The organism is Labrys sp. (in: a-proteobacteria) (assembly GCF_047605565.1).
GTDB classification, from domain to species: Bacteria; Pseudomonadota; Alphaproteobacteria; order Rhizobiales; family Labraceae; genus Labrys; species Labrys neptuniae.
In genome coordinates this window covers 20,055-40,989 of record NZ_JASGFM010000055.1, presented here as the reverse complement: position 1 = coordinate 40,989, position 20,935 = coordinate 20,055, and the positions used below count along the sequence as shown (strand labels likewise).

Annotated in this window: 20 protein-coding genes; 11 read left to right on the top strand and 9 right to left on the bottom strand. The window is 64.6% G+C overall.

All coding sequences use genetic code 11. The annotated features are described in order from the left end of the window. The first annotated feature begins 257 nt into the window (after nucleotides 1-257). The 3 genes from infB (at nucleotide 258) to truB (ending at nucleotide 4,508) form a co-directional block, all read left to right on the top strand. The gene (gene infB, locus QM672_RS29935; protein WP_376717779.1) at nucleotides 258-3,011 is read left to right on the top strand and encodes a translation initiation factor IF-2; all 2,754 of its coding nucleotides are present in this window, start codon (nucleotides 258-260) and stop codon (nucleotides 3,009-3,011) included. Between the two features lie 154 nt (nucleotides 3,012-3,165). Beyond that, on the top strand, nucleotides 3,166-3,591 hold the full coding sequence (gene rbfA, locus QM672_RS29930; RefSeq protein WP_311944238.1) for a 30S ribosome-binding factor RbfA: 426 nt from the start codon (nucleotides 3,166-3,168) through the stop codon (nucleotides 3,589-3,591). Next, the gene (gene truB / locus QM672_RS29925; RefSeq protein ID WP_415086971.1) at nucleotides 3,588-4,508 is read left to right on the top strand and encodes a tRNA pseudouridine(55) synthase TruB; all 921 of its coding nucleotides are present in this window, start codon (nucleotides 3,588-3,590) and stop codon (nucleotides 4,506-4,508) included. The genes rbfA and truB overlap by 4 nt, the downstream gene beginning before the upstream one ends. A 141-nt stretch (nucleotides 4,509-4,649) precedes the next feature. Here truB and QM672_RS29920 read toward each other — a convergent pair whose 3' ends face one another. Beyond that, on the bottom strand, nucleotides 4,650-5,966 hold the full coding sequence (locus QM672_RS29920) for a class I SAM-dependent methyltransferase (protein WP_415086969.1): 1,317 nt from the start codon (nucleotides 5,964-5,966) through the stop codon (nucleotides 4,650-4,652). A gap of 225 nt (nucleotides 5,967-6,191) precedes the next feature. Further along, nucleotides 6,192-7,118: a LysR family transcriptional regulator gene (locus tag QM672_RS29915; RefSeq protein WP_415086967.1), complete on the bottom strand. Its 927-nt coding sequence runs from the start codon at nucleotides 7,116-7,118 to the stop codon at nucleotides 6,192-6,194. Nucleotides 7,119-7,211: 93 nt separating this feature from the next. On the opposite strand from QM672_RS29915, the gene QM672_RS29910 reads away from it, so the two are divergent. Next, nucleotides 7,212-8,003, top strand: coding sequence for an NAD(P)H-dependent oxidoreductase (locus tag QM672_RS29910; RefSeq protein ID WP_415086965.1), 792 nt, complete (start codon nucleotides 7,212-7,214; stop codon nucleotides 8,001-8,003). Between the two features lie 22 nt (nucleotides 8,004-8,025). On the opposite strand, the gene QM672_RS29905 is transcribed toward QM672_RS29910, so the two are convergent. The 3 genes from QM672_RS29905 to ppk2 all read right to left on the bottom strand — a co-directional run bounded on the left by QM672_RS29905 (nucleotide 8,026) and on the right by ppk2 (nucleotide 10,445). Then, nucleotides 8,026-8,943 (bottom strand): cation diffusion facilitator family transporter, encoded by a 918-nt coding sequence (locus QM672_RS29905; RefSeq protein ID WP_415086963.1) that lies wholly within the window; start codon nucleotides 8,941-8,943, stop codon nucleotides 8,026-8,028. 129 nt (nucleotides 8,944-9,072) lie between these two features. After that, on the bottom strand, nucleotides 9,073-9,312 hold the full coding sequence (locus tag QM672_RS29900) for a DUF2934 domain-containing protein (RefSeq protein ID WP_415086961.1): 240 nt from the start codon (nucleotides 9,310-9,312) through the stop codon (nucleotides 9,073-9,075). Nucleotides 9,313-9,551: 239 nt separating this feature from the next. Next, the gene (gene ppk2 / locus QM672_RS29895) at nucleotides 9,552-10,445 is read right to left on the bottom strand and encodes a polyphosphate kinase 2 (protein WP_367625303.1); all 894 of its coding nucleotides are present in this window, start codon (nucleotides 10,443-10,445) and stop codon (nucleotides 9,552-9,554) included. Between the two features lie 199 nt (nucleotides 10,446-10,644). On the opposite strand from ppk2, the gene QM672_RS29890 reads away from it, so the two are divergent. From QM672_RS29890 to phoB, 7 genes are all read left to right on the top strand, one after another. Next, nucleotides 10,645-11,964, top strand: a complete 1,320-nt coding sequence (locus QM672_RS29890) for an ATP-binding protein (protein WP_415086959.1) — start codon at nucleotides 10,645-10,647, stop codon at nucleotides 11,962-11,964. A 366-nt stretch (nucleotides 11,965-12,330) separates the two neighbouring features. Beyond that, complete coding sequence (gene pstS / locus QM672_RS29885) at nucleotides 12,331-13,377, top strand: phosphate ABC transporter substrate-binding protein PstS (RefSeq protein ID WP_311944226.1); 1,047 nt, start codon at nucleotides 12,331-12,333, stop codon at nucleotides 13,375-13,377. A 73-nt stretch (nucleotides 13,378-13,450) separates the two neighbouring features. Continuing rightward, nucleotides 13,451-14,455, top strand: a complete 1,005-nt coding sequence (pstC, locus tag QM672_RS29880) for a phosphate ABC transporter permease subunit PstC (RefSeq protein ID WP_311944225.1) — start codon at nucleotides 13,451-13,453, stop codon at nucleotides 14,453-14,455. 11 nt (nucleotides 14,456-14,466) lie between these two features. Continuing rightward, on the top strand, nucleotides 14,467-15,309 hold the full coding sequence (pstA, locus tag QM672_RS29875; RefSeq protein WP_311944224.1) for a phosphate ABC transporter permease PstA: 843 nt from the start codon (nucleotides 14,467-14,469) through the stop codon (nucleotides 15,307-15,309). Further along, nucleotides 15,306-16,133, top strand: a complete 828-nt coding sequence (gene pstB, locus QM672_RS29870; protein ID WP_311944223.1) for a phosphate ABC transporter ATP-binding protein PstB — start codon at nucleotides 15,306-15,308, stop codon at nucleotides 16,131-16,133. Before pstA ends, pstB begins: the two co-directional genes overlap by 4 nt. Before the next feature lie 35 nt (nucleotides 16,134-16,168). Then, nucleotides 16,169-16,888 carry a phosphate signaling complex protein PhoU gene (gene phoU, locus QM672_RS29865; protein ID WP_068299159.1) on the top strand — a complete coding sequence of 240 codons (720 nt, stop codon included), beginning with the start codon at nucleotides 16,169-16,171 and terminating at the stop codon, nucleotides 16,886-16,888. 13 nt (nucleotides 16,889-16,901) lie between these two features. Beyond that, a complete protein-coding gene (phoB, locus tag QM672_RS29860; protein ID WP_068299173.1) occupies nucleotides 16,902-17,603 on the top strand; it encodes a phosphate regulon transcriptional regulator PhoB in 702 nt (233 codons plus the stop codon). A gap of 148 nt (nucleotides 17,604-17,751) precedes the next feature. Here the strand turns inward: phoB and QM672_RS29855 are convergent, their stop codons facing one another. The 4 genes from QM672_RS29855 to QM672_RS29840 form a co-directional block, all read right to left on the bottom strand. Beyond that, the gene (locus tag QM672_RS29855) at nucleotides 17,752-19,014 is read right to left on the bottom strand and encodes an RNA polymerase sigma factor (RefSeq protein ID WP_415086955.1); all 1,263 of its coding nucleotides are present in this window, start codon (nucleotides 19,012-19,014) and stop codon (nucleotides 17,752-17,754) included. After that, on the bottom strand, nucleotides 19,011-19,367 hold the full coding sequence (locus tag QM672_RS29850) for a YciI family protein (RefSeq protein WP_311944220.1): 357 nt from the start codon (nucleotides 19,365-19,367) through the stop codon (nucleotides 19,011-19,013). The genes QM672_RS29855 and QM672_RS29850 overlap by 4 nt, the downstream gene beginning before the upstream one ends. Nucleotides 19,368-19,452: 85 nt before the next feature. Beyond that, nucleotides 19,453-20,403, bottom strand: coding sequence for an aldo/keto reductase (locus QM672_RS29845; protein WP_311944219.1), 951 nt, complete (start codon nucleotides 20,401-20,403; stop codon nucleotides 19,453-19,455). Nucleotides 20,404-20,485: 82 nt separating this feature from the next. After that, entirely contained in the window at nucleotides 20,486-20,932 is a 447-nt protein-coding gene (locus QM672_RS29840) for an RrF2 family transcriptional regulator (protein ID WP_068299180.1), read from the bottom strand. Nucleotides 20,933-20,935 lie beyond the last annotated feature (3 nt).

Sequence of the window (20,935 nt, the reverse complement as noted above, 5' to 3'; positions counted from 1 at the left end):
CCCCGACGCCCGCGCCGGTTCAGCCCGCGCCGGCCGCTGTCGAGAAGCCTGCCGCTCCGGTGGCTGCCGCTCCGGCTCCGACCCCGCAGGCAGAAGCACCGGCCCCGCGTCCCGCGGCTCAGGCTCCGGCTGCAGCGCCCCCGGCGGCTCCTCGCCCCGCGGCTCCCGCCGCTGCCGCTCCCCCGGCATCGCGTCCGGCCGCTCCCGCCCCGGGACGTTCCGGTGGGCCCCAGCAGGGTGGACGGCCCGGACAGCCGATGGGAGGCCGCCCCCAGGGGCAGCGTCCGAACCGTCCGGGTGCCGGCATGGTTCTGCGCACGCTCTCCAGCGAGGAAATGGATGCCCGCACCCGCGTGCTGGCAGAAGCCCGTGTCCGCGAAGCCGAGGAGCGTAAGCGCGCGGCCGAGGAAGCGGTGCGCCGCGCGGCCGAGGAAGCTCGCCGTGAGGAAGAGCGCAAGGCCGCCGAAATCCGCAAGCGCGAAGAAGAAGAGCGTCATCGCCGCGAGGAAGAAACCCGCCGTCATGGCGAGGCCGAGGCACGACGCCATCTTGGCGAAGCCACACCTGCGCCCCGCGAAGGAGCCGCACCGGCCCGGCCGAGCGGCTATGGCGACCGGCGCGAAGGCTCCGGCGATCGTTTCGGTGACCGGCGCCCGCCGCGCGAAGGCGGTTCCGGCTTCGGTGACAGGCGTCCCCGTGAAGGCGGCGCAGGGCCGGCCGGTGAACGCCGCGGTCCGCCGCGTGAAGGCGGTTCGGGCTTTGGCGAGCGCCGTGGTCCGCCGCGTGAGGGTGGTGGCTTCGGCGAACGCCGTGGTCCGCCGCGCGAGGGCGGCACCGGTTTCGGTGAACGTCGTGGTCCGCCGCGCGAAGGCGGTGGCGGCTTCGGTGACCGCCGTCCCGGCGGCTTCGGTGCCAATCGCGGCGCCACGGCCTTCACCCCTTCGGAGCCGGCCATCACGCCGCCCGCCGGCCGCAATGTCGGTGGACCGGTTCGTGCTCGCGCCGTTGCGGATGACGATGACGGCAACCGTGGCGTTCGTCGCGGCCCCAGCGGCGCCGGGCGTGGCAATGCCGCCGCGCCGCGTCGCGAGGCGACCCCGCGCACGACCGAACAGAAGGGCCGCGGCCGCCTGACCGTCACCAGTGCGACCGGGGACGAGGACGAGCGTACGCGCTCCGTCGCCTCCTTCCGCCGCCGCACCCAGCGCATGACCGGCCATCGCCATGTCGAGGCCAAGGAAAAGATCATGCGCGAGGTGGTGATTCCGGAAGCGATCACCATTCAGGAACTCGCCAACCGCATGTCGGAACGCGCGGTCGACGTCATTCGCCTGCTGATGAAGCAGGGCGAAATGAAGAAGATCAACGACGTCATCGACGCGGATACGGCGCAGCTGATCGTTGAAGAGCTTGGCCACACCGCCAAGCGCGTCTCGGAAGCGGACGTCGAGGAAGGCCTGTTCGACGAGGCCGACATCGACGATCATCTGGAGCCGCGCCCGCCGGTCGTGACCATCATGGGCCATGTCGACCACGGCAAGACCTCGCTGCTGGATGCCATCCGCTCGGCCAATGTCGTCTCCGGCGAAGCCGGCGGCATCACCCAGCATATCGGCGCCTATCAGGTGACGTCGCCGCTCGGCGGCAAGGTGACCTTCATCGACACGCCCGGCCACGCCGCCTTCACCGCCATGCGCGCCCGCGGCGCCAAGGTGACGGATATCGTGGTGCTGGTGGTGGCAGCCGATGACGGCGTCATGCCGCAGACGGTGGAAGCCATCAATCACGCGGCTGCCGCCAAGGTGCCGATGATCGTGGCGGTCAACAAGATCGACAAGCCCGATGCCAAGCCCGAGCGCGTGCGCACCGAGCTTCTCCAGCACAACGTCCAGGTCGAAAGCATGGGCGGCGAGACCCTCGAAGTCGAGGTTTCCGCCAAGCAGCGCACCAATCTCGACAAGCTGCTGGAAGCCATCCAGCTGCAGGCCGAGATCCTCAACCTGCAGGCCAATCCCGATCGTGCGGCCGAAGGCACCGTGATCGAAGCCAAGCTCGATCGCGGCCGGGGTCCGGTGGCGACCGTGCTGGTCCAGCGCGGCACGCTCAAGGTCGGCGACATCGTCGTCGCCGGCGCCGAATGGGGCCGCGTGCGCGCCCTGGTCAGCGATATCGGCGCCACCATGCCGGCCGCCGGCCCGTCGGTGCCGGTCGAGGTGCTCGGCTTCAACGGCACGCCGGAAGCGGGTGACCGCGTCGCGGTGGTCGAGAACGAGGCTCGTGCCCGCGAGATCACCGAATATCGCGAGCGCCAGAAGCGCGAGAACGCCGCCGTGCGCCTGTCGACCGGCCGTGGCTCGCTCGCCGACATGATGGCGGCCGTCAAGGCCGGCACCGGTGCCCGCGAATTGCCGCTGGTCGTCAAGGCCGACGTGCAGGGTTCGGTGGAAGCCATCATCGGTGCCCTCGACAAGGTGGGCAATGACGAAGTGAAGGCACGTGTCATCCATTCGGGTGTCGGCGGCATCACCGAGTCGGACATCACCTTGGCCGAGGCCTCGGGCGCTGCCGTTATCGGCTTCAACGTGCGTGCGCATAAGGAAGCCCGCGAGGCGGCCGAGCGTACCGGTACCGAGATCCGCTACTACAACATCATCTACAACCTCGTGGATGACGTGAAGGGCGTGCTCTCCGGCCTGCTGGCACCGACCCTGCGCGAGGAATTCCTCGGCAACGCCCAGATCCTTGAAGTGTTCAACATTTCGAAGGTCGGCAAGGTCGCCGGCTGCCGCGTTACCGACGGCCATGTCGAGCGTGGTGCCAATGTCCGCCTCATCCGCGACAACGTCGTCATCCACGAAGGCAAGCTGTCCACGCTCAAGCGCTTCAAGGACGAGGTCAAGGAAGTCCAGGTCGGCCAGGAATGCGGCATGGCCTTCGAGAACTACCAGGACATGCGCTCGGGCGACGTCATCGAGTGCTATCGCGTCGAGGAAATCAAGCGTACGCTCTGATCGGTCTCGGCAGAAAATCAAGCAATGGCCGGGTTTCGCCCGGCCATTGCTGTTTTATGGAGCGCGGACATCCTGTCCGCTCTTGTTTCGGACAGCGCTCCAGCCCATGAAAAGAAAAGAGCGGACAGGATGTCCGCGCTCCCAGAAGAACACCATGCCCCGTCTTACCCCCTCCTCCTCCAAGGCCCCTTCGCAGCGTCAGCTCCGCGTCGCGGAACTGATCCGCCATGCCATTGCGGACATCCTGCAGCGCGGCGAAATCATGGATCCCGTGCTCGAAGGCAAGGTCATCACCGTGCCCGAGGTCAGGATGTCGCCCGATCTCAAGGTCGCCACCGTCTATGTGATGCCGCTGGGCGGCGGGGACGGCGAGGCCGTGATCAAGGCGCTGGCCTCCCATGCCAAATATCTGCGCGGCCTGATCGCCCGCCGGGTGACCATGAAATACGCCCCCAATTTCCGCTTCCTCATCGATACGACCTTCGACTACGCCTCCAAGGTCGATACGCTCCTGCGCCAGCCGGACGTCAGCCGCGATCTCGAGCAAAAGCTGCCGGGCCAGGAGGAGGACGAGGAATGAGCGCTCCCCGTTCTACCCGTGTCGAGGTCAATGGCTGGATCATCCTCGACAAGCCCGTCGGCATGACCTCGACCCAGGGCGTCTCGGTGGTCAAGCGCGTGTTCAACGCCAAGAAGGCGGGCCATGCCGGCACGCTGGATCCCCTGGCCTCCGGCATCCTGCCCATCGCGCTGGGCGAAGCGACCAAGACGGTCCCCTATGTCATGGACGGCCGCAAGGTCTATCGCTTCACCGTGGCCTGGGGCGTGGAGACCAATACCGACGACACCGAGGGCGGCCCGGTGGCAACCTCCGACGCCAGGCCTGAAAGGGCCGAGGTCGAGGCTCTGCTGCCGCGCTATACCGGCGTGATCAGCCAGGTCCCTCCGCGTTTTTCCGCCATCAAGATCGATGGCGAGCGCGCCTATGACCTGGCGCGTGACGGCGAGGAGGTCGAGCTCGAGGCCCGCAACATCGAGGTGCACGCCCTGCGCATCGTGGAATACTCCCGCGAGGCCACCACCTTCGAGGCGGAGTGCGGCAAGGGCACCTATGTCCGGGCACTCGCCCGCGACATGGGCCGGGATCTCGGCTGCTACGGCCATGTCACCGCCCTGCGCCGGGCAGTGGTCGGCACCTTCGACGAGCAGGACGCGGTGACGCCGGACGAACTGCGCGCCATGAAGGAAGGTGCCACCGATCTGCCGCCGCTGGCGGAAGCCTTGCTGCCGGTCGAAACCGCCCTCGAGGCCTTGCCGACCCTGGTGGTTTCCCAGAATGACGCCGGCCGCCTCGCCCGCGGCCAGGGCGTGATCCTGCGCGGACGCGACGCGCCGGTCTTCGAAGGCGTGGCGGCGGTGATGTCCGGCGGCACGCTGGTCGCCCTCGCCGAACTCGATAGCGGCGAATTGCTGCCCAAGCGCATCTTCAGACTATAGGGCGTCGTGCCAAAAGGCAGACACCGTTTTTTGGCAAAGACGACGATGCGACAGTCCCTACGGCATCGGACCTGGCCCCTGAACCGAGTCCGATGCCTTCATGTCTCGCAGGCCGATGCATTTACGATAGACAGCGGACATTCAGACTTCCTGAAACCACTCCGCTCTTCGCAGGGGCAGGATCGATGGACCATGAATGCGCCGGGTTGCCACGGTCTGGAACACATTGATACCGCCGCGCTGGAAACTGATGCAGCACATCGACAAATAGAGCAGCCATGGCCTCGTGCGTTCCCAGCCGACCATGGCGCTGGCCCTCTCCCGGTTCGCCCAGAGATTGTCGACCCAGCGCTTGAGGGTCAGGTAAAAATGCATGCGCATCGGCTCGATGTCGTGGATTTCGAAGCCATGCCGCTCCAGATTGGTCGCGGTCATGCCGATATGGTCCATCTCGCCCCCCGGGAAAATATAGCGACGGATGACCCTCATATAGGCCGTTTCCCGGCCGAACTTGGACATGTCGAACAAGGCACGCCGCACGCTGGCCTGATGGAGATAGCGGCCGTCGGGGGTCATCAGGTCACGCATGTGGATGAAATGGCGGTCGTGATTCTTCAGCCCCACATGCTCGAACATCTCGATCTGCGCGACCGCATCGAACTGCCCCGATGGCTCGATGTTGCGATAATCGCGCAATTCCACCTTGACCTTGTCTCCCAGCCCCTCCCGTTCGATTTTCGCCTGGCAGAATTCCAGCTGGCGCTGCGCCAGCGTCACGCCATAGGCCGTGACGCCGTAGTGCCTGGCGGCGTGGCAGACCAGCCCGCCCCAGCCGCAACCGATGTCGAGCAATCGGTCACCGGGTTTCAGCTGAAGCTTCTGGCAGATACGGTCGAGCTTGGTCCGCTGCGCATCTTCGAGCGAGGCTTCCGGGCTGGGGAAATAGGCCGCTGAATAGACCATCTCGGGATCGAGGAACAATTGATAGAACTCGTTCGAGACGTCGTAGTGGAACTGGATCAGTTCCTTGTCGTCCCGCCCCTTGGCATAGTGCATCGGGACGGAGCCATCGAAGCTGGGCAGCGGGGCTGCCTTGGCCATGCGGCCGAACAGGAAGGGCGTGGCAAACCCCAACAACTTCATTTTGGGGAATGACCGCCCCGTGGCGAGTGCCTTGCTGTGATTCCAGCGTGCCGCTGCCTGGAGGGGACTTCCGCCGACGATATCGACTTCCTGTTCGGCGTATAGCTCGAACAGCGTCATCAGCCTCGGGCGCGTCAACATCCGGCGTATCGCCTCGGGCGAGCGCAACACGAAGCGGATATCGTCTCTGGCATGAGGTCCGAGCGGCAGAACTTCGCCGTTCCACAATTCGAGGCTGAGATCCGCCCCAAGCTTGTCGGCGACCTCCCCGACGAGCCTACGCGTAACTGCAAGACGCTTTTCTTCCAGATTCATGGGCGCCGCTTCATGGGTTCGGAGGCCTGGCTGCGCTCACCCCACCCAGCGTGAAGGCAATGCAGCAACGCGTCCCGAATCGATTGGCTCGGGCAAACGTCTCTCCATCCCTCTTTTGACAGGTTTGATATTACCTGCAACCCAGAGGTGCATTATCTCGCCATCGCAAGGAACCGGAACGATGTGCGGCTGAGGCGCACGGCCATAGCGTTAGGGCGACAGCCCTCAGGGGGCCTTGGCATCGATGCCCGGCAGGCGGGCAATCGCGCCGACGAGAAATTCGATCAACAGCCTGACACGCGCAATGCCGGCGCGTTCGGGCACGATGAGCATGTTCAAAGGTGTCGGCAGCGGCGCATAGTCAGGCAGGATCGGCTCCAGCCGCCCTTGCTCCAGGAGATCGTCGACCAGCCAGACATGGGTCGGGCCGAAACCGCGGCCGGCAGCAAACGCTTCGCGCGCCGCAAGTCCGTGGTCGACCTGCAGGCGACCGCCGAAGGGCACGGCATGGCGGCTTCCGTCCGGCCCCTCGAGAACGAGCGTCTCGCTGCCCGCGATGTTCGACATGCGTATGCCCTCGAGGCCCGCCAGGTCCTCCGGAGTCTCGGGCCGGCCGTGCCGGGCCAGAAAGTCCGGCGCTGCCACGAGGACCCGCCGGCTTCGGCCCAGCGACCGCCTCTTCATCGAACTCTCGCTCAGCGGTCCGAGCCGCAGCGCCAGGTCGACACCTTCTCGGACGAGATCGATTCGCTCGTCCGTGAGACTGAATTCAACCCTGATGTCGGGATGACGATCCTGGAAGGCGAAGAGCAGGCGGGCAATATGCCGAACCCCGAGAGCCGCCGTGCAGGACAGGCGCACCGTGCCGGCATGCTCGCCATGCCCCTGTCGTGCCTCGTCGCTGGCCTGCTCGACGAGACGCAGGATCTGGACGGCATGGGCATAGTAACGGCTGCCCTCCTCGGTGAGAGAGACACGCCGGGTCGTGCGGCTGAGAAGAGCCACGCCCAGCGCATCCTCGAGCTCGCTCAGGTGCCGCGTGACACTGGACTGGCCGATATTCAGTTCGCGCGCGACCGCCGAGAAGTTTCCACGCTCGGCGACACGGACAAAGCTGCGCATGCGCTCCAGAGTGACGTCTGATTTATCCATAATCCGGCACAATATTATGCATTCTCTCGATGTAGCGGATTATAGGAACCTTCCCTAGCTTTGAGGAATGATTTCTCATTCCTGGAAACACCCATGAAAGTCCTGCTCGTCTTCGCACACCCCGAACCCCGCTCGCTCAACGGAAGGCTCCGCGACGTCGCCATCGCCGAACTCGAGGCCCAGGGCCACGAAGTTCGCCTCTCCGACCTCTATGCCGACAACTGGAAATCCGAGGTCGACCAGGCCGATTTTCCGGCTCAGGAAGCCGAAGCCAGGCTGATGCCGGTGCAAGCCTCCAAGAAAGCCTTCGAGGCCGGCACGTTGACCGACGACGTCAAGGCCGAGATCGAGAAATTGCTCTGGGCCGATGTCCTCATCCTGCAATTTCCCCTCTGGTGGTTCACCATGCCGGCCATCCTCAAGGGCTGGGTCGACCGCGTCTTCGCCTATGGTTTCGCCTATGGCGTGGGTGAGCACAGCGAGCAGCGCTGGGGGGACCGGTATGGCGAGGGAAGCCTGGCCGGCAAGCGCGCGATGCTGATCGTGACGGCCGGAGGCTGGGAAGAGCATTACACGCCGCGCGGCATCAATGGCCCGATCGACGACCTCCTGTTCCCGATCCATCACGGCATTCTCTATTATCCCGGCTATGACGTGCTGCCGCCCTTCGTGGCCTATCGCGCCGATGGCCTCAAGGAAGCGGGTTTCGAGCCCCTGGCCGAACGCCTGCGCGACAGGATGCGAACGCTGCAATCGACATCGCCCATCCCCTACCGGCGCCAGAATGCCGGCGACTATCTGATCCCGACCATGCAGCTGCGGGCCGGGCTCGAGACGCCAGGCGAAACCGGCTTCTCGCTGCATCGGCGCGCGGCCGTCGATTGAGCCTGCCGGATCCGGATAGCCGTTACAGCCTGGTTTCGCCTTCGGCCTCACGCAATGCCTGATCCTCGGTCTGGATCGTGACATGGCCGATGCCGAACTCATGCCCGACCAGCTCACGCGCCGCCGCCAGCACCTCGCGCGCCCTCGCCATGTCGGCCAGCACCAGATGGCCGCTCATGGCATCGAGCCCCGAGGTGATCGTCCACACATGCAAATCATGCACGGCGACCACGCCGGGAATTTCGGCCAGCTTCTTCTCGAGCAGCGCGAGATCGACCTCGGGCGGCGTGCCTTCCATCAGGATGTGCACCGCCTGCTTCAGCAGGATCCAGGTGCGTGGCACGATGAACAGGCCGATCCCCGCGCCGATGATGGGGTCGACCAGCGTCCAGCCCGTCAGCATCACCACGAGGGCGGCCAGGATGACGCCGAGGGAGCCGAGCATGTCCGACAGCACCTCGAAATAGGCACCCTTGACGTTGATGCTCTCCGAGGAACCGCCGGACAGGAGCTTCATGCTGATCAGGTTGACCACCAGCCCTGTCGCGGCAACGGCCAGCATCGGGCCGCCAAGGATCTCGGGCGGATTGCGGAAGCGCTCATAGGCCTCATAGAGAATGTAGACGGTCAGCAGCAGCAGCACGACGGCATTGGTCAGCGCCGACAAGACCTCCGTCCGGACATAGCCATAGGTCTTCTGCGGCGTGGCGGGCCGTTCGGCGAAACGGATGGCGATCAGGGCCAGGGCCAGGCCGCCGGCATCGGTCAGCATATGCGCGGCATCCGCCAGCAAAGCGAGGCTGCCGGTCCACAAGCCACCGACCACCTCGGCCACCATGAAGGCCGCGGTCAAGGCAAGGGCAGCCAGCAAACTGCCCTTGTGGCGGCCAGCGGTCGTCTCTCCGCGCGAGACCGCCCCGTGCGCGTGCCCGTGTCCCATCCTAACCCCTCGCCACTGCCGCAACTCCAATGCCGCGGCACAGGAGGGACCCTAACTCCTCTAGCCGCTAGAGAAGCAAGGCCCAAAGGCGATGGACAATGCGAATGTCCGGCAAGCCGCCGACACGGCTCAATGTTGGCGGGTCTTGGGCTTGGCAACAGCAGGGACAGCCTTTTCCTCCGGCTCCCCCTTCTCATTCAGCTCGTGCACGTCATAGAAACGGGAGGTCAGCGTCGATTTTGCCTCCTCGCCGACAATGAACTTCTTGGCCATCTCCCAGTGGCGAAGATCGCTGCCTTCCGGACAGCCTTCGCGCAGCCAGATCTCGTAGGCCTTCATTCGAATACGCTGTTCGGTCGTGTGTGGCATTGCTGCGCTCCCTCGTCGCGTTGTACGGGGCGGCACGGGTCGGGCACCGGGCAAAGTCATGGCACGACATTCGCCCAAACCGCGATCGGCCGGCCGCCACGATGAAAACGTGCGGGCGGGCGCCTGGTTCCCCAAGCGGGCAGGATTGGTGTGCCGGTCTCCTGCACTCCCTCACGAGGTGGAGATGATCGGCATCCGAGGATAGAGCCGGTCATCGGCGGACCCGCGTTGCAGGCGTCTCAGACCTCCCCGCCATTGGCGAGAAAACGCTCCGCGCTCAGAACGATCTTGCTGTCTTGCCCACCCACCAGCTTCTCGTCCTTGTCGGGATAGGGCAGATCCGTCAGCACGGCGCGGATGGCGGCAAGGCGGGTGCGCAGCTTGTCATTGGCCTTGATGATGGTCCAGGGCGTGTCGACGGTATCGGTCGCCGCCAGCATGCGGTCATAGGCCTGGGAATAGTCGTCCCATTTGCCCACCGCCTGGTGGTCGATCGGCGAGAGCTTCCACTGCTTGAGGGGGTCCGCATAGCGCGCATGCAGGCGCTTGAGCTGCATGGCCTGGCCGATGGTGAGGAAGAGCTTGAACAGCCGGATGCCGTCACGCACCAGCATCGCCTCGAATTGCGGCGCCTCGTGCAGGAACTTGTCGGTCTGTTCCGGCGTACAGAACCCCATCACCGGCTCGACGCCACCGCGATTGTACCAGGAGCGGTCGAAGATCGCGATCTCGCCCTTGGTCGGCAATTGGCCGACATAGCGCTGGAAATACCACTGTCCCTGCTCGGTGGGCGTGGGTTTCGACAATGCGACCACGCGCGCATCTCGAGGACTCAGATGCTGGGTAAAGCGATGGATGGCACCGCCCTTGCCGGCCGTGTCCCGCCCCTCGAACACCACCACCACGCGCTCGCCCTGCTCCTTGACCCAGGTCTGCGCCTTGAGGAGCTCGATCTGCAAGGCGCGAAGATCCCGTTCATAGGTCTTGGACTTCAGCTTTTCCTTGTGCGGGTAGTTGCCCGACCGGAAAGCTGCCTCGTCGATCTCCGGAGGCAGGTCGAGATCATCGAGACGAAACCCGGCAATCGCCTTCTTGAGCGCTTCATCCGTCTGCTTGCCCGCCTTCTTTGTCATGGAACCTCTCCAAATCCGCGCGATCGTCGTGAAACTGTCATCGCTCTGTCTACATTGCCAGCATGAACGATTTCCACAACGCCTGGAGCAAAGCGCATTCTGGTAGAAACGCCCTTTGCCCTGGCTCTCTGGTTGGACGCGTCCTTGCGATTCGAGACCAATCCGTCAAATCGCAAAACGCTTTGGATGGAAAGCCGCAATGTCGATGGTGATGGAACGCTCCTGGCTCTTGACGAAATTGGCCTGGAGCGGTGTAGCTGGTCCGGTGAGTTCGAACAGAAACATCCTGAACCGCATCTGGGGTCGCCGTTGGCTCGTGCTCTCGATCGCGGTTCTGCTGGCCGCTCTCGTGCTGTGGGACGGCGCCAATCCCTGGCATGGATTGCTCATCTTCGCCATGATCGTCGCCGCGACGGGCACCATTCCCTCAACCGGCGGGCATGACGGCAGCATCCAGCCCACTCTTCCCAAGGGTGGCGGCAAGCCTTCCTTCGACGATCTGGTGATGGCCATTCCGGATCCGGTCATCGTGCTCGATTCGGAGCTTGCCGTTCGTTATTTCAACCGCCGCGCCCGCGACATCGTGCCGAATCTGCGCATTTCGGAAGCCCTGACCTATGCACTGCGCGTGCCGGAACTGATCGATGCCATCCGCTCGGCCCTCGACACCGGGGCCAGCCGGCAGATCGAATATTCCGAACGCGTACCGATCGATCGCGTCATCGAGGCGCAGATCTCCACCATTGCCGGCGAGAACGGCCGCACGGCCTTCGTGGTGATCGTGCTGCGCGACGTCACCCAGCGCCACCGTGTCGAACAGATGCGGGTCGATTTCGTCGCCAATGCCAGCCACGAACTGCGCACGCCACTCGCCTCCCTGCTCGGCTTCGTCGAAACCCTGCAGGGACCGGCCCGCAACGACGCGGCTGCACGCGAAAAATTTCTCGACATCATGCGGTCCCAGGCCAATCGCATGTCCCGGCTGATCGACGATCTCCTGTCGCTCTCGCGCATCGAGCTCAATGCCCATGTCCAGCCCGACAAGCCGGTCGAGCTCGGTGCGGTGGTCGGCCATGTCGCCGATACGCTCGGGCCCCTCGCCCAGGACCGCAGCGTCACGCTCAGCGTCGACAAGCGCGTCCCGATGCTGGAAGTGCGGGGCGAGCGGGACGAGTTGATCCGTGTCTTCGAGAATCTGGTGGAAAATGCCATCAAATATGGCGCGTCCGGCGGCAAGGTCGAGGTTACCCTCGATTCGCAACCCAAGCCGCAGGGCAAGGGCCGCGAGGCGGTGGTGACGGTGCGCGATTACGGCCCGGGCATCGAGGCGGAGCATGTACCGCGCCTCACCGAACGCTTCTACCGGGTGGATGCTGCGAAATCCCGCGAGAAGGGCGGCACGGGCCTCGGGCTCGCCATCGTCAAGCACATCGTGGCGCGCCACCGCGGCCGCCTGGGCATTGAGAGCGTACCGGGTGAAAGCACGGTTTTCTCGGTCCGGATCGACCAGATCGACTGACACAGCGAGGCATTTTCAGGAACTGCCGGCTCCTTCGGCGATTTTCACCAAATCTTTGATTTGGCCTCGAAAATCGCCGGGCACGCGAACAAGGACAGGCCGGTATCCCCGAATCCGGCATGACGATCGAGGCTGCAGCCATCGTCATAGGGTTTCGACGGGTTTTAACAATCGCGTCACCACCGTTGCGACGCGGTTGACAGAATACCATCAACCAATTGAATTATAACGGTTTTATTTGTCATAAAACGATAGCCTAACTGTCATAGAACCGTTGCTGCCGGCTTGTTAGGAGTCGCGCCGTAGACAGGGTTGCCGACCGGTAAACGATCGTAGCGCCTGTCCAGAGAACAACGGAGATAGACCGTGAAGCTTTCCTTCCTCGCGCTCGCCGCTTCGGTAGCCCTGTCCAGCACGATCGCCGCGACCGCCGCCTTCGCTGCCGACATCACCGGCGCCGGTGGCACCTTCCCCGCCCCGGTCTACAATGCCTGGGGTAGCGATTTCAAAGCCAAGACCGGCACCGCGCTGAACTACCAGGCGATCGGTTCGGGCGGCGGCCAGACCCAGATCACCAACCGCACTGTCGATTTCGGCGCTTCCGATGCTCCGATGGCCACCGACAAGCTGACCGCTGCCAAGCTGCTGCAGTTCCCGACCGTCATCGGCGCCATCGTGCCGATCGTGAACATCGAGGGTGTGTCCGCCGACCAGCTCACGCTGACCGGCGCGATCATCGCCGACATCTACCAGGGCAAGATCACCAAGTGGAACGATCCGAAGATCGCCGAGCTCAACAAGGATGTGAAGCTCCCCGATCTCGACATCGCCCCGGTCTACCGCGCCGACGGCTCGGGCACGACCTATGTCTTCACGTCCTATCTTTCGGCCGTGAGCCCCGACTGGAAGAGCAATATCGGCGCCGCCACCTCGGTGCAGTGGTCGACCGGTTCGGGTGCCAAGGGCAATGACGGCGTCGCCGGCGCCGTGAAGAACACCCAGGGCGCCATCGGCTATGTCGAATATGTCTATGCCGCCAACAACAGCCTGACCACCACGCAGCTGCAGAACAAGGACGGCAAGGTCGTCAAGCCGACCGTTCCTGCGTTCCAGGCCGCAGCCGCCAAGGCCGATTGGAAGGGTGCCAAGGACTTCGCCGTCTCGATGATCGACGTCGGCGGAGAAACCTCCTGGCCGATCGTTTCCACCACTTTCATCCTGCTGCCGAAGGATCCCAAGGACGCCAAGCAGTCGGCCGAAGTCATGAAGTTCTTCGACTGGGCCTACAAGGATGGCGGCGCGACGGCCGAGAAGCTGCACTACATCCCGCTGCCCAAGGAGGTGATCGATACCGTTCGCACCGCCTGGAAGAGCGAAGTGAAGGCTGCCGACGGCAAGGCCGTCTACGAATAAGCTGAAACCCCGACCCGGCGCAGTTCTGCGCCGGGTCGTCGTCCCTGATCGAATCACAGGCTGGAACATCGCCATGAGCGCCGTAGCCGACTCCTCGCTGGACGCATCCAACTCGGCCGCAAAGGTCGCGCAGGGTTCTCCCTCGCCCGGGGCCAAGACGGTTCCGGGCGCCAACCTGGATCCCATCTTCAAGGCCGCCCTCTATGGCTGCGGCTCCCTCGTGCTGATCCTGCTCTGCTCGATCGTCGTGCTGCTCTTCTATGGCGGCTGGCCGGCGCTGGCCCATTTCGGGCCGAGCTTCTACTGGTCCACCGCCTGGAACCCCGTCACCGAGAAATTCGGCGCCGGCGTCATGATCTACGGCACGCTGTTCACCGGCATTCTCGCTTTGATCATTGCCTTGCCGATGTCCTTCGGCATCGCCTTCTTCCTCACGGAGATCGCGCCCCAGAGCGTGCGGCGGCCGATCGGCATCGCCATCCAGCTCCTGGCGGCCGTGCCGTCGATCATCTTCGGCATGTGGGGGTCGCTGATCGTGGCGCCGATCCTGGCCCAGACGATCTACCCGCCGATCATCTCCGTCCTCTCGCACGTGCCGGTGCTCGGCTATCTGTTCAAGGGCCCCACCAACGGCGCCGGCATGCTCACGGCCGGCATCATCCTGGCCCTGATGATCATTCCCTTCATCACCGCGATGTTCGTCGAGATCCTCGAATCGGTGCCCGCCATGCTGAAGGAATCGGCCTATGGCGTCGGTGCCACCACCTATGAAGTCTTCCGCAACGTCTCGGTGCCCTATGGCCGCACGGCGCTGGTCGGCGCCGTCATGCTCGGCTTCGGCCGCGCTTTGGGCGAGACGATGGCGGTGACCTTCGTGATCGGCAACGCCAACCGAATATCGGCCTCGCTGTTCTCCTCGGGCGCGACCATCGCCTCCACCATCGCCAACGAATTCCCGGACGCGCCGGCCGGCTCGCTGCGCAGCCAGTCGCTGCTGGAGCTGGGCTTCGTGCTCTTCGTGATTTCCTTCATCGTGCTTGCGATCTCCCGCATGCTCGTGCGCACCAACGCCAAGTAAGGGAGAGCATCATGGCCCATCTCGCCCAAAGCAGCGCCCGTCTCGCCCGCCGCCGCGCCCTCGACTATGCCTACAAGGTCGTCTCGATCAGCTTTGCCGCGATCTCCCTGCTGGCGCTGGCCTGGATCCTGTTCACGCTGCTGCGCGAGGGTCTGCCCTCGCTGACCATGGACCTCTTCACCAAGGACATGGCCGATGGCGGCCTGCGCAATGCCATCGTCGGCTCTCTCGTCATGGTACTGCTCGCCCTCCTGATCGGTGCGCCGATCGGCATCATGGCCGGCACCTTCCTGGCCGAGGCCGGCCGCGGCAGCAAATTCGCCGATGCGGTGCGCTTCATCAACGACATCCTGCTCTCGGCGCCGTCCATCCTGATCGGCCTGTTCGTCTACCAGATGATCGTGGTGGCGACGGGCGGGTTCTCCGGCTGGGCCGGTGTGGTGGCGCTGGCCATCATCATCCTGCCGGTGGTCGTGCGCACCACCGAGGACATGCTGGCGCTGGTGCCGATCAGCCTGCGTGAAGCCGCCTTTGCCCTGGGATCGCCGATGTGGAAGGTCATCACCTTCGTGACCTGGCGCTCGGCTCGCACCGGTATCGTTACCGGCATCCTGCTGGCCCTGGCCCGCGCCGCCGGCGAGACCGCACCGCTGCTGCTCACGGCCTTCGGCAATTCCAACTGGTCGCTCAATCTCGGCAATGCCTTTGCCAGCTTGCCGGCTGCCATCTACCAGCTCGCGCCCTACCCCGATCCCAAGGCCGTCTCGGTGGCCTGGAGCGGCGCCCTCCTCATCACCGCCGGCGTGTTGGCGCTCAATATCCTGACCCGCTTCGTGCTCGCTCCCAAGAAATGAGTGCTCCCATGTCCGCTACCCCCCAAGCCTCCATCGCGGTTGCCGAACGCCCCCTCGCCGATCCAGCCGCCGCCGTGAAGCTCAAGGTCGAGAATCTCGACTTCTATTATGGCGAGAAGCATGCGCTCAAGGCCATCAATCTCGACATGATCGACCGGCAGGTCACCGCCATGATCGGTCCCTCCGGCTGCGGCAAGTCGACTCTGCTGCGCGTGCTCAACCGCATGTACGACCTCTATCCGGGGCAGACCGCCAAGGGCCGCGTGCTGCTCGACGGCCAGAACGTCATCGGCAAGGAGATCGACCCGGCGGTGCTGCGCGCCCGCATCGGCATGGTGTTCCAGAAGCCCACGCCCTTCCCGATGTCGATCTACGACAACATCGCCTTCGGCGTGCGGCTGCATGAATCCATCTCCAAGGCGGAGATGGACCAGCGTGTCGAATGGTGCCTGACCAAGGCCGCCTTGTGGAACGAGGTCAAGGACCGCCTGCACGCTTCAGCCCTAGGCATGTCCGGCGGCCAGCAGCAGCGCCTGTGCATCGCCCGTACCATCGCGGTGAAGCCCGAAGTCGTCCTGCTGGACGAGCCGACCTCCGCGCTCGATCCGATCTCGACCGCCAAGATCGAGGAATTGATCGACGAATTGAAGCGAGACTTCACCATCGTGATCGTCACGCACAATATGCAGCAAGCGGCGCGCTGCGCGGATGTGACGGCCTTCTTCTATCTGGGCGACCTCATCGAAGTCGGCCAGACCAACAAGATGTTCACCACCCCGAACGACAGCCGTACGCAGGATTACATCACCGGCCGCTTCGGCTGATCCCTCGGCCAGCGTCGAATTCATTTGGAGGCGGCATGTCCGACCATATCGTTACATCCTTCGACCAGGAACTGCGCGAGCTGCGCAACATGATCGCCGAAATGGGTGGCTATGCCGAGAAGAGCGTAGCCGACAGCGTCGAAGCCCTGCTCAAGCGCGACACCCAGCGCGCCAAGGCGGTGATCGATCTCGACGCCGCGATCGACAAGTTGCAGCGCCAGGTCGAGGACAGGGCCATCCTGATCATCGCCAAGCGCCAGCCGCTGGCTCTCGACCTGCGCGAGATCGTCTCGGCCCTGCGGGTGGCCAATGACCTCGAGCGGATCGGCGACCTCGGCAAGAATGTCGCCAAGCGCGTGGTGGCCATCCACAGTCACGCCCAGCCGGCCCAGCTCTTCGGCGGTTTCGACCACATGGCCGACCTGGTACTCGAGCAGCTCAAGCAGGTGCTCGACGCCTTCGCCCAACGCAATGTCGAGGAAGCCCTCTCGGTCTGGCGCTCGGACGGCGAGATCGATGCGATGTATACCTCGCTGTTCCGCGAATTGCTGACCTACATGATGGAAGATCCGCGCAATATCGGCTTCTGCACCCATCTGCTGTTCTGCGCCAAGAACATCGAGCGCATCGGTGACCACGCCACCAACATCGCCGAGACGGTCCACTATCTCGTGACCGGTGAATCGCCGGCCGGAGAGCGGCCCAAGGCGGACAACAGCACCGATCTCGTCGACCTTCCTGTGCCGGCTAAATAACAAGGGATAGGCCATGCCTCCCAAGGTTCTGATCGTCGAGGACGAAGAAGCGCTGACCCTGCTGCTGCGCTACAATCTCGAAGCCGAAGGCTATGAGGTGGATAGCGTCGCACGCGGAGACGACGCCGAGATCCGCCTGCGCGAAAGCGTGCCGGACCTGGTTCTGCTCGACTGGATGTTGCCGGGCCTGTCCGGCATCGAATTGTGCCGGCGCATTCGCATGCGGCCGGAAACCGAGCGCCTGCCGGTAATCATGCTCACGGCGCGCGGCGAGGAAACCGAGCGCGTGCGGGGTCTGGCCACCGGCGCCGACGACTATGTCGTCAAGCCCTTCTCCGTGCCCGAGCTCTCGGCGCGCGTGCGTGCCCTGCTGCGCCGGGCCAAGCCCGATCACGTCGCCTCCCTTCTCAAGGCCGGCGACATCTCCCTCGACCGCGAGACCAAGCGCGTCCATCGCGGCAATCGCGAGATCCGCCTCGGCCCGACCGAATTTCGCCTGCTCGAATTCCTGATGCAGGCACCGGGACGCGTCTTCGCGCGCGAGCAGTTGCTCGACAGCGTCTGGGGCCGCGACGTCTATATCGACGAGCGCACGGTCGACGTGCATGTCGGCCGCCTGCGCAAGGCGATGAACCGCACGCGCGAGATCGATCCGATCCGCACCGTGCGCGGTGCCGGCTATTCCTTCGACGAGACCTTCGCCAAGCAATCCTGAGCGCGTTTCGCGGGCATTGCCCGCTCGCTCCGCTTCGCCAAGGCTGCGTTGCGCCCTCACCACGCTCCTACGGGGAGAGGGTTAGGGGGTGCGCGACGTAGAGAGCAAGAGCGGGCGACGATATCCGCCCTCCTCCCTCGCTGCGCAGTCACGCCGCCAAATCCGCCAGGCGTGCCTGCAGATAGCGGCGGATGGCCGGATCGCTCTCCAGGCCGATCGCCCGCAAATAGGCATTGCGGGCCTCCTCCGGTCTGGCGGCCCGCACCAGCAAGTCCGCACGCGCGGCCCAATAGGGCTGGTAATCGACGATGCGTCCGTCACCGGCGACCTCGTCAAGTGCAGCCAGACCAGCCTGCGGCCCCATGAGGCGGGCGAGCGCCACGGCCCGGTTGATGGCGGCCACTGGAGAAGCTGTCAGTAGAACCAGGGCTTCATACAATGTGACGATCGCGGCCCAGTCCGTCGTCGCGCAGATGCGTCGATGGGCATGGGCCGATTGCAGCGCGGCTTCCAGCTGATAGCGGCCGATCTGGCGGACCTGGCCGGCCCGGGCAAGCAAGGCCTCGGCCTCCTCGATCAGCCCCGCATCCCAGAGCGCGGTGTCCTGCTGCTCCAGCGGAATATAATCGCCATCCTGGCCGCGGCGCGCCGCCCGCCGCGCTTCGGCGTGCAGCATCAGGGCCAGCAGTCCGAGCACTTCGGGCTCGCCGGGCAGGAGCGAGGCCAGCAGCCGGCCGAGCCAGATCCCCTCCGTCGACAGATTGCGCTCGCGGGCATGAGCCCCTTCCGGATCGGCCCAGCCTTCGGCATAGACGGCATAAACGGCCTCCAGCACCGCGTCGAGACGGCCGGGCAACTCGTCGGGCTCCGGGATGCGGAAAGGGATGCCGGCTTGCTTGATCTTGGCCTTGGCCCGTACCAGTCTCTGGCTCATCGCCACGGGCGAGACCAGGAAGGCGCTGGCGATCGCGCCGGCATCGAACCCCAATATCACCTGCAGGATCAGGGGAGCACGTACGGTGGCATCGAGGGAGGGATGGGCGCAGGCGAACATCAGGCGCAGGCGCTCATCGGGCACGGCATGCCGCTCGCCCTGCTCCGAGGCGAGGGCCTCGACATGGCGGCTGACCTCGTCCGCCTTTTCGCCGCGCAGCCTGGCGCGGCGGGCCGCATCGATCTGGCGGCGCCGGGCCGCGGTCAGCAGCCAGGCTTCGGGATTGGCGGGCACGCCGCCCGCCGGCCAATGTTCCATGGCCGCAGCAAAGGCGTCGGCCAGGGCATCCTCGGCCCCCGCAATGTCGCCGGAGCGCGCCGCGAGAAGAGCGACGAGCCGGCCATAGCTGCGTCGCGCCACGATTTCGGCAAGCTCGGCCGCGGGGGCTGAAGACACCGGCTCGGGCCGTTCGCTCAATAGTCCTTCGGGTCCCATATCGGCCGGACCTCGATGGTCCCGATGGCGGCGCTCGGGCAGCGCGCCGCCCAGCCGATCGCGGCATCCAGGTCCGGCACGTCGATGATATAGAAGCCGCCGAGCTGCTCGCGTGTGTCGGCGAAGGGCCCGTTGAGCACCTGGGTCTTGCCGTCGGCGATGCGCACGGTGGTGGCCGAAGCCGTCGGGCGCAGGCGACTCCAGGGGCCGAGGGCACCGGCCGACTGGAGCGCCTGCGTATAGGCCTGATAGGCCGCCAGGATCTGCTGCTTGTTGGCGGGATCCGCCTTCAGCATGGCTTCTTCGCTGCTGTAGATCAGAATTGCGAACTGCATGGGTTCCTCCTGTCTCCGCCGGCGCATGATGCGCCGGCATGACAATGACGCGCCATCCCGTTCGCTTTCGACAGCGACAGGAAAATTATGCGCTCGCCTTGGTGAGCTGCTCGATCTCGGCCGAACCAAGATTGAGCTCGGTCGCCTTGATCAGGTCGGAGAGCTGCTCGACGCTGGTGGCGCTGGCGATCGGAGCGACGATACCGGGCCTTGCAATCAGCCAGGCAATGGCGACTTGGGCGGGCGTGGCGTTCTTGGCCTCGGCCACCGCGTCCAGGGCGGCGAGGATGCGCAGGCCACGCTCGTTGAGGTAGGTGCCCATGTCGCCGCCACGCGCATTGCTCTTGGCGAAATCGGCTTCGCTGCGATATTTGCCGGACAGGAAGCCCTTGGCCAGCGAGAAATAGCTGGTCACGCCAATCTCGTTCTTGAGACAGAAAGCCTCGAGCTCGCGCTCATAACCGGAGCGATCATAGAGATTATATTGCGTCTGCAGGTTCTCGAAACGCGGCCACATCTCCTTGGTGCTGATCGCCAGCGCCTTGAACATGGTATTGGCGCTATGATTGGAATTACCGATCACCCGCACCTTGCCGTCCTTGACCAGCTCGGCATAGATGCCCAGCGTTTCCTCGAGTTCGACCTCCGGATCCTCCCAATGGGAGAGATAGAGGTCGATATAGTCGGTCTGCAGGCGCTTGAGCGAGTCCTCCACCGCCTGGACGATGTAGTCGCGCGACAGGCCCTTCTTGCCCGGCCCCATTTCCGAGCCGACCTTGGTGGTGAGCACGATGTCGGCGCGATTGCCGCGAGCCTTCATCCACTTGCCGATGATGACCTCGGATTCGCCGCCCTGATTGCCGGGAACCCAGGATGAATAGACATCGGCAGTGTCGATCAGGTTGAAACCACCCCCGACGAAAGCATCGAGGACGGCGAAGGAGGCTTTCTCATCCGCGCTCCAGCCAAAGACATTGCCACCCAGGCCAAGCGGAGCAACCGACAGATCCGACCGTCCAATCGCACGTTTTTCCATGAATGCTCTCCATATTCATGACAACAAATGGACCCGTCCGGCACTTGGCCGTGCCGGTTCGGGCTCAAGGGCCGCAGGGAGTTCAAATCGAATAGGTCAGCTCTTGTTCCCCGCCCCCTGCCTGACGCATCTCTTCCACCGACATGTTGTCGAGCAGGTTGGAAGAGAGGTCCCGCACACGCCGCATCAAAAGGCGTACGGTGCAACCTGGAACATCCGGGCAGTCGAGGCAAGGCTGATAAGCGGTGTGGCTGGCGCAGGCGATCGGCGCGAGCGGGCCGTCGAGAACCCGGATGGCATTGCCGACGCTGATCTGGCTGGCTTCGCGCGCCAGCATGTAGCCGCCGCCCTTGCCTTTCTTGGAGCGTACGATGCCGGCCACGCGCAACTCGCCCAGGATCGCATCGAGAAACTTCTTGGGAATGCGGTTGGCTTCGGCGATTTCCTGGCTTTGCGCCGTCTCGCCGGCCGGCAGGCTGGCGAGGTGCGCCAGCGCCTTGAGACCATATTTGCCCTTGTTCGTCAGCATTGC

Coding starts and splice junctions, on each gene's coding strand:
- QM672_RS29850 (WP_311944220.1), bottom strand. CDS start 19,367: ATGCAGTTCGCAATTCTGATCTACAGCAGCGAAGAAGCCATGCTGAAG.
- QM672_RS29840 (WP_068299180.1), bottom strand. CDS start 20,932: ATGCTGACGAACAAGGGCAAATATGGTCTCAAGGCGCTGGCGCACCTC.
- rbfA (WP_311944238.1), top strand. CDS start 3,166: ATGCCCCGTCTTACCCCCTCCTCCTCCAAGGCCCCTTCGCAGCGTCAG.
- QM672_RS29905 (WP_415086963.1), bottom strand. CDS start 8,943: ATGGGACACGGGCACGCGCACGGGGCGGTCTCGCGCGGAGAGACGACC.
- QM672_RS29915 (WP_415086967.1), bottom strand. CDS start 7,118: ATGGATAAATCAGACGTCACTCTGGAGCGCATGCGCAGCTTTGTCCGT.
- QM672_RS29910 (WP_415086965.1), top strand. CDS start 7,212: ATGAAAGTCCTGCTCGTCTTCGCACACCCCGAACCCCGCTCGCTCAAC.
- truB (WP_415086971.1), top strand. CDS start 3,588: ATGAGCGCTCCCCGTTCTACCCGTGTCGAGGTCAATGGCTGGATCATC.
- QM672_RS29890 (WP_415086959.1), top strand. CDS start 10,645: ATGTCGATGGTGATGGAACGCTCCTGGCTCTTGACGAAATTGGCCTGG.
- ppk2 (WP_367625303.1), bottom strand. CDS start 10,445: ATGACAAAGAAGGCGGGCAAGCAGACGGATGAAGCGCTCAAGAAGGCG.
- pstB (WP_311944223.1), top strand. CDS start 15,306: ATGAGTGCTCCCATGTCCGCTACCCCCCAAGCCTCCATCGCGGTTGCC.
- pstC (WP_311944225.1), top strand. CDS start 13,451: ATGAGCGCCGTAGCCGACTCCTCGCTGGACGCATCCAACTCGGCCGCA.
- QM672_RS29900 (WP_415086961.1), bottom strand. CDS start 9,312: ATGCCACACACGACCGAACAGCGTATTCGAATGAAGGCCTACGAGATC.
- QM672_RS29845 (WP_311944219.1), bottom strand. CDS start 20,403: ATGGAAAAACGTGCGATTGGACGGTCGGATCTGTCGGTTGCTCCGCTT.
- phoU (WP_068299159.1), top strand. CDS start 16,169: ATGTCCGACCATATCGTTACATCCTTCGACCAGGAACTGCGCGAGCTG.
- phoB (WP_068299173.1), top strand. CDS start 16,902: ATGCCTCCCAAGGTTCTGATCGTCGAGGACGAAGAAGCGCTGACCCTG.
- QM672_RS29920 (WP_415086969.1), bottom strand. CDS start 5,966: ATGAATCTGGAAGAAAAGCGTCTTGCAGTTACGCGTAGGCTCGTCGGG.
- pstA (WP_311944224.1), top strand. CDS start 14,467: ATGGCCCATCTCGCCCAAAGCAGCGCCCGTCTCGCCCGCCGCCGCGCC.
- infB (WP_376717779.1), top strand. CDS start 258: ATGGGAGGCCGCCCCCAGGGGCAGCGTCCGAACCGTCCGGGTGCCGGC.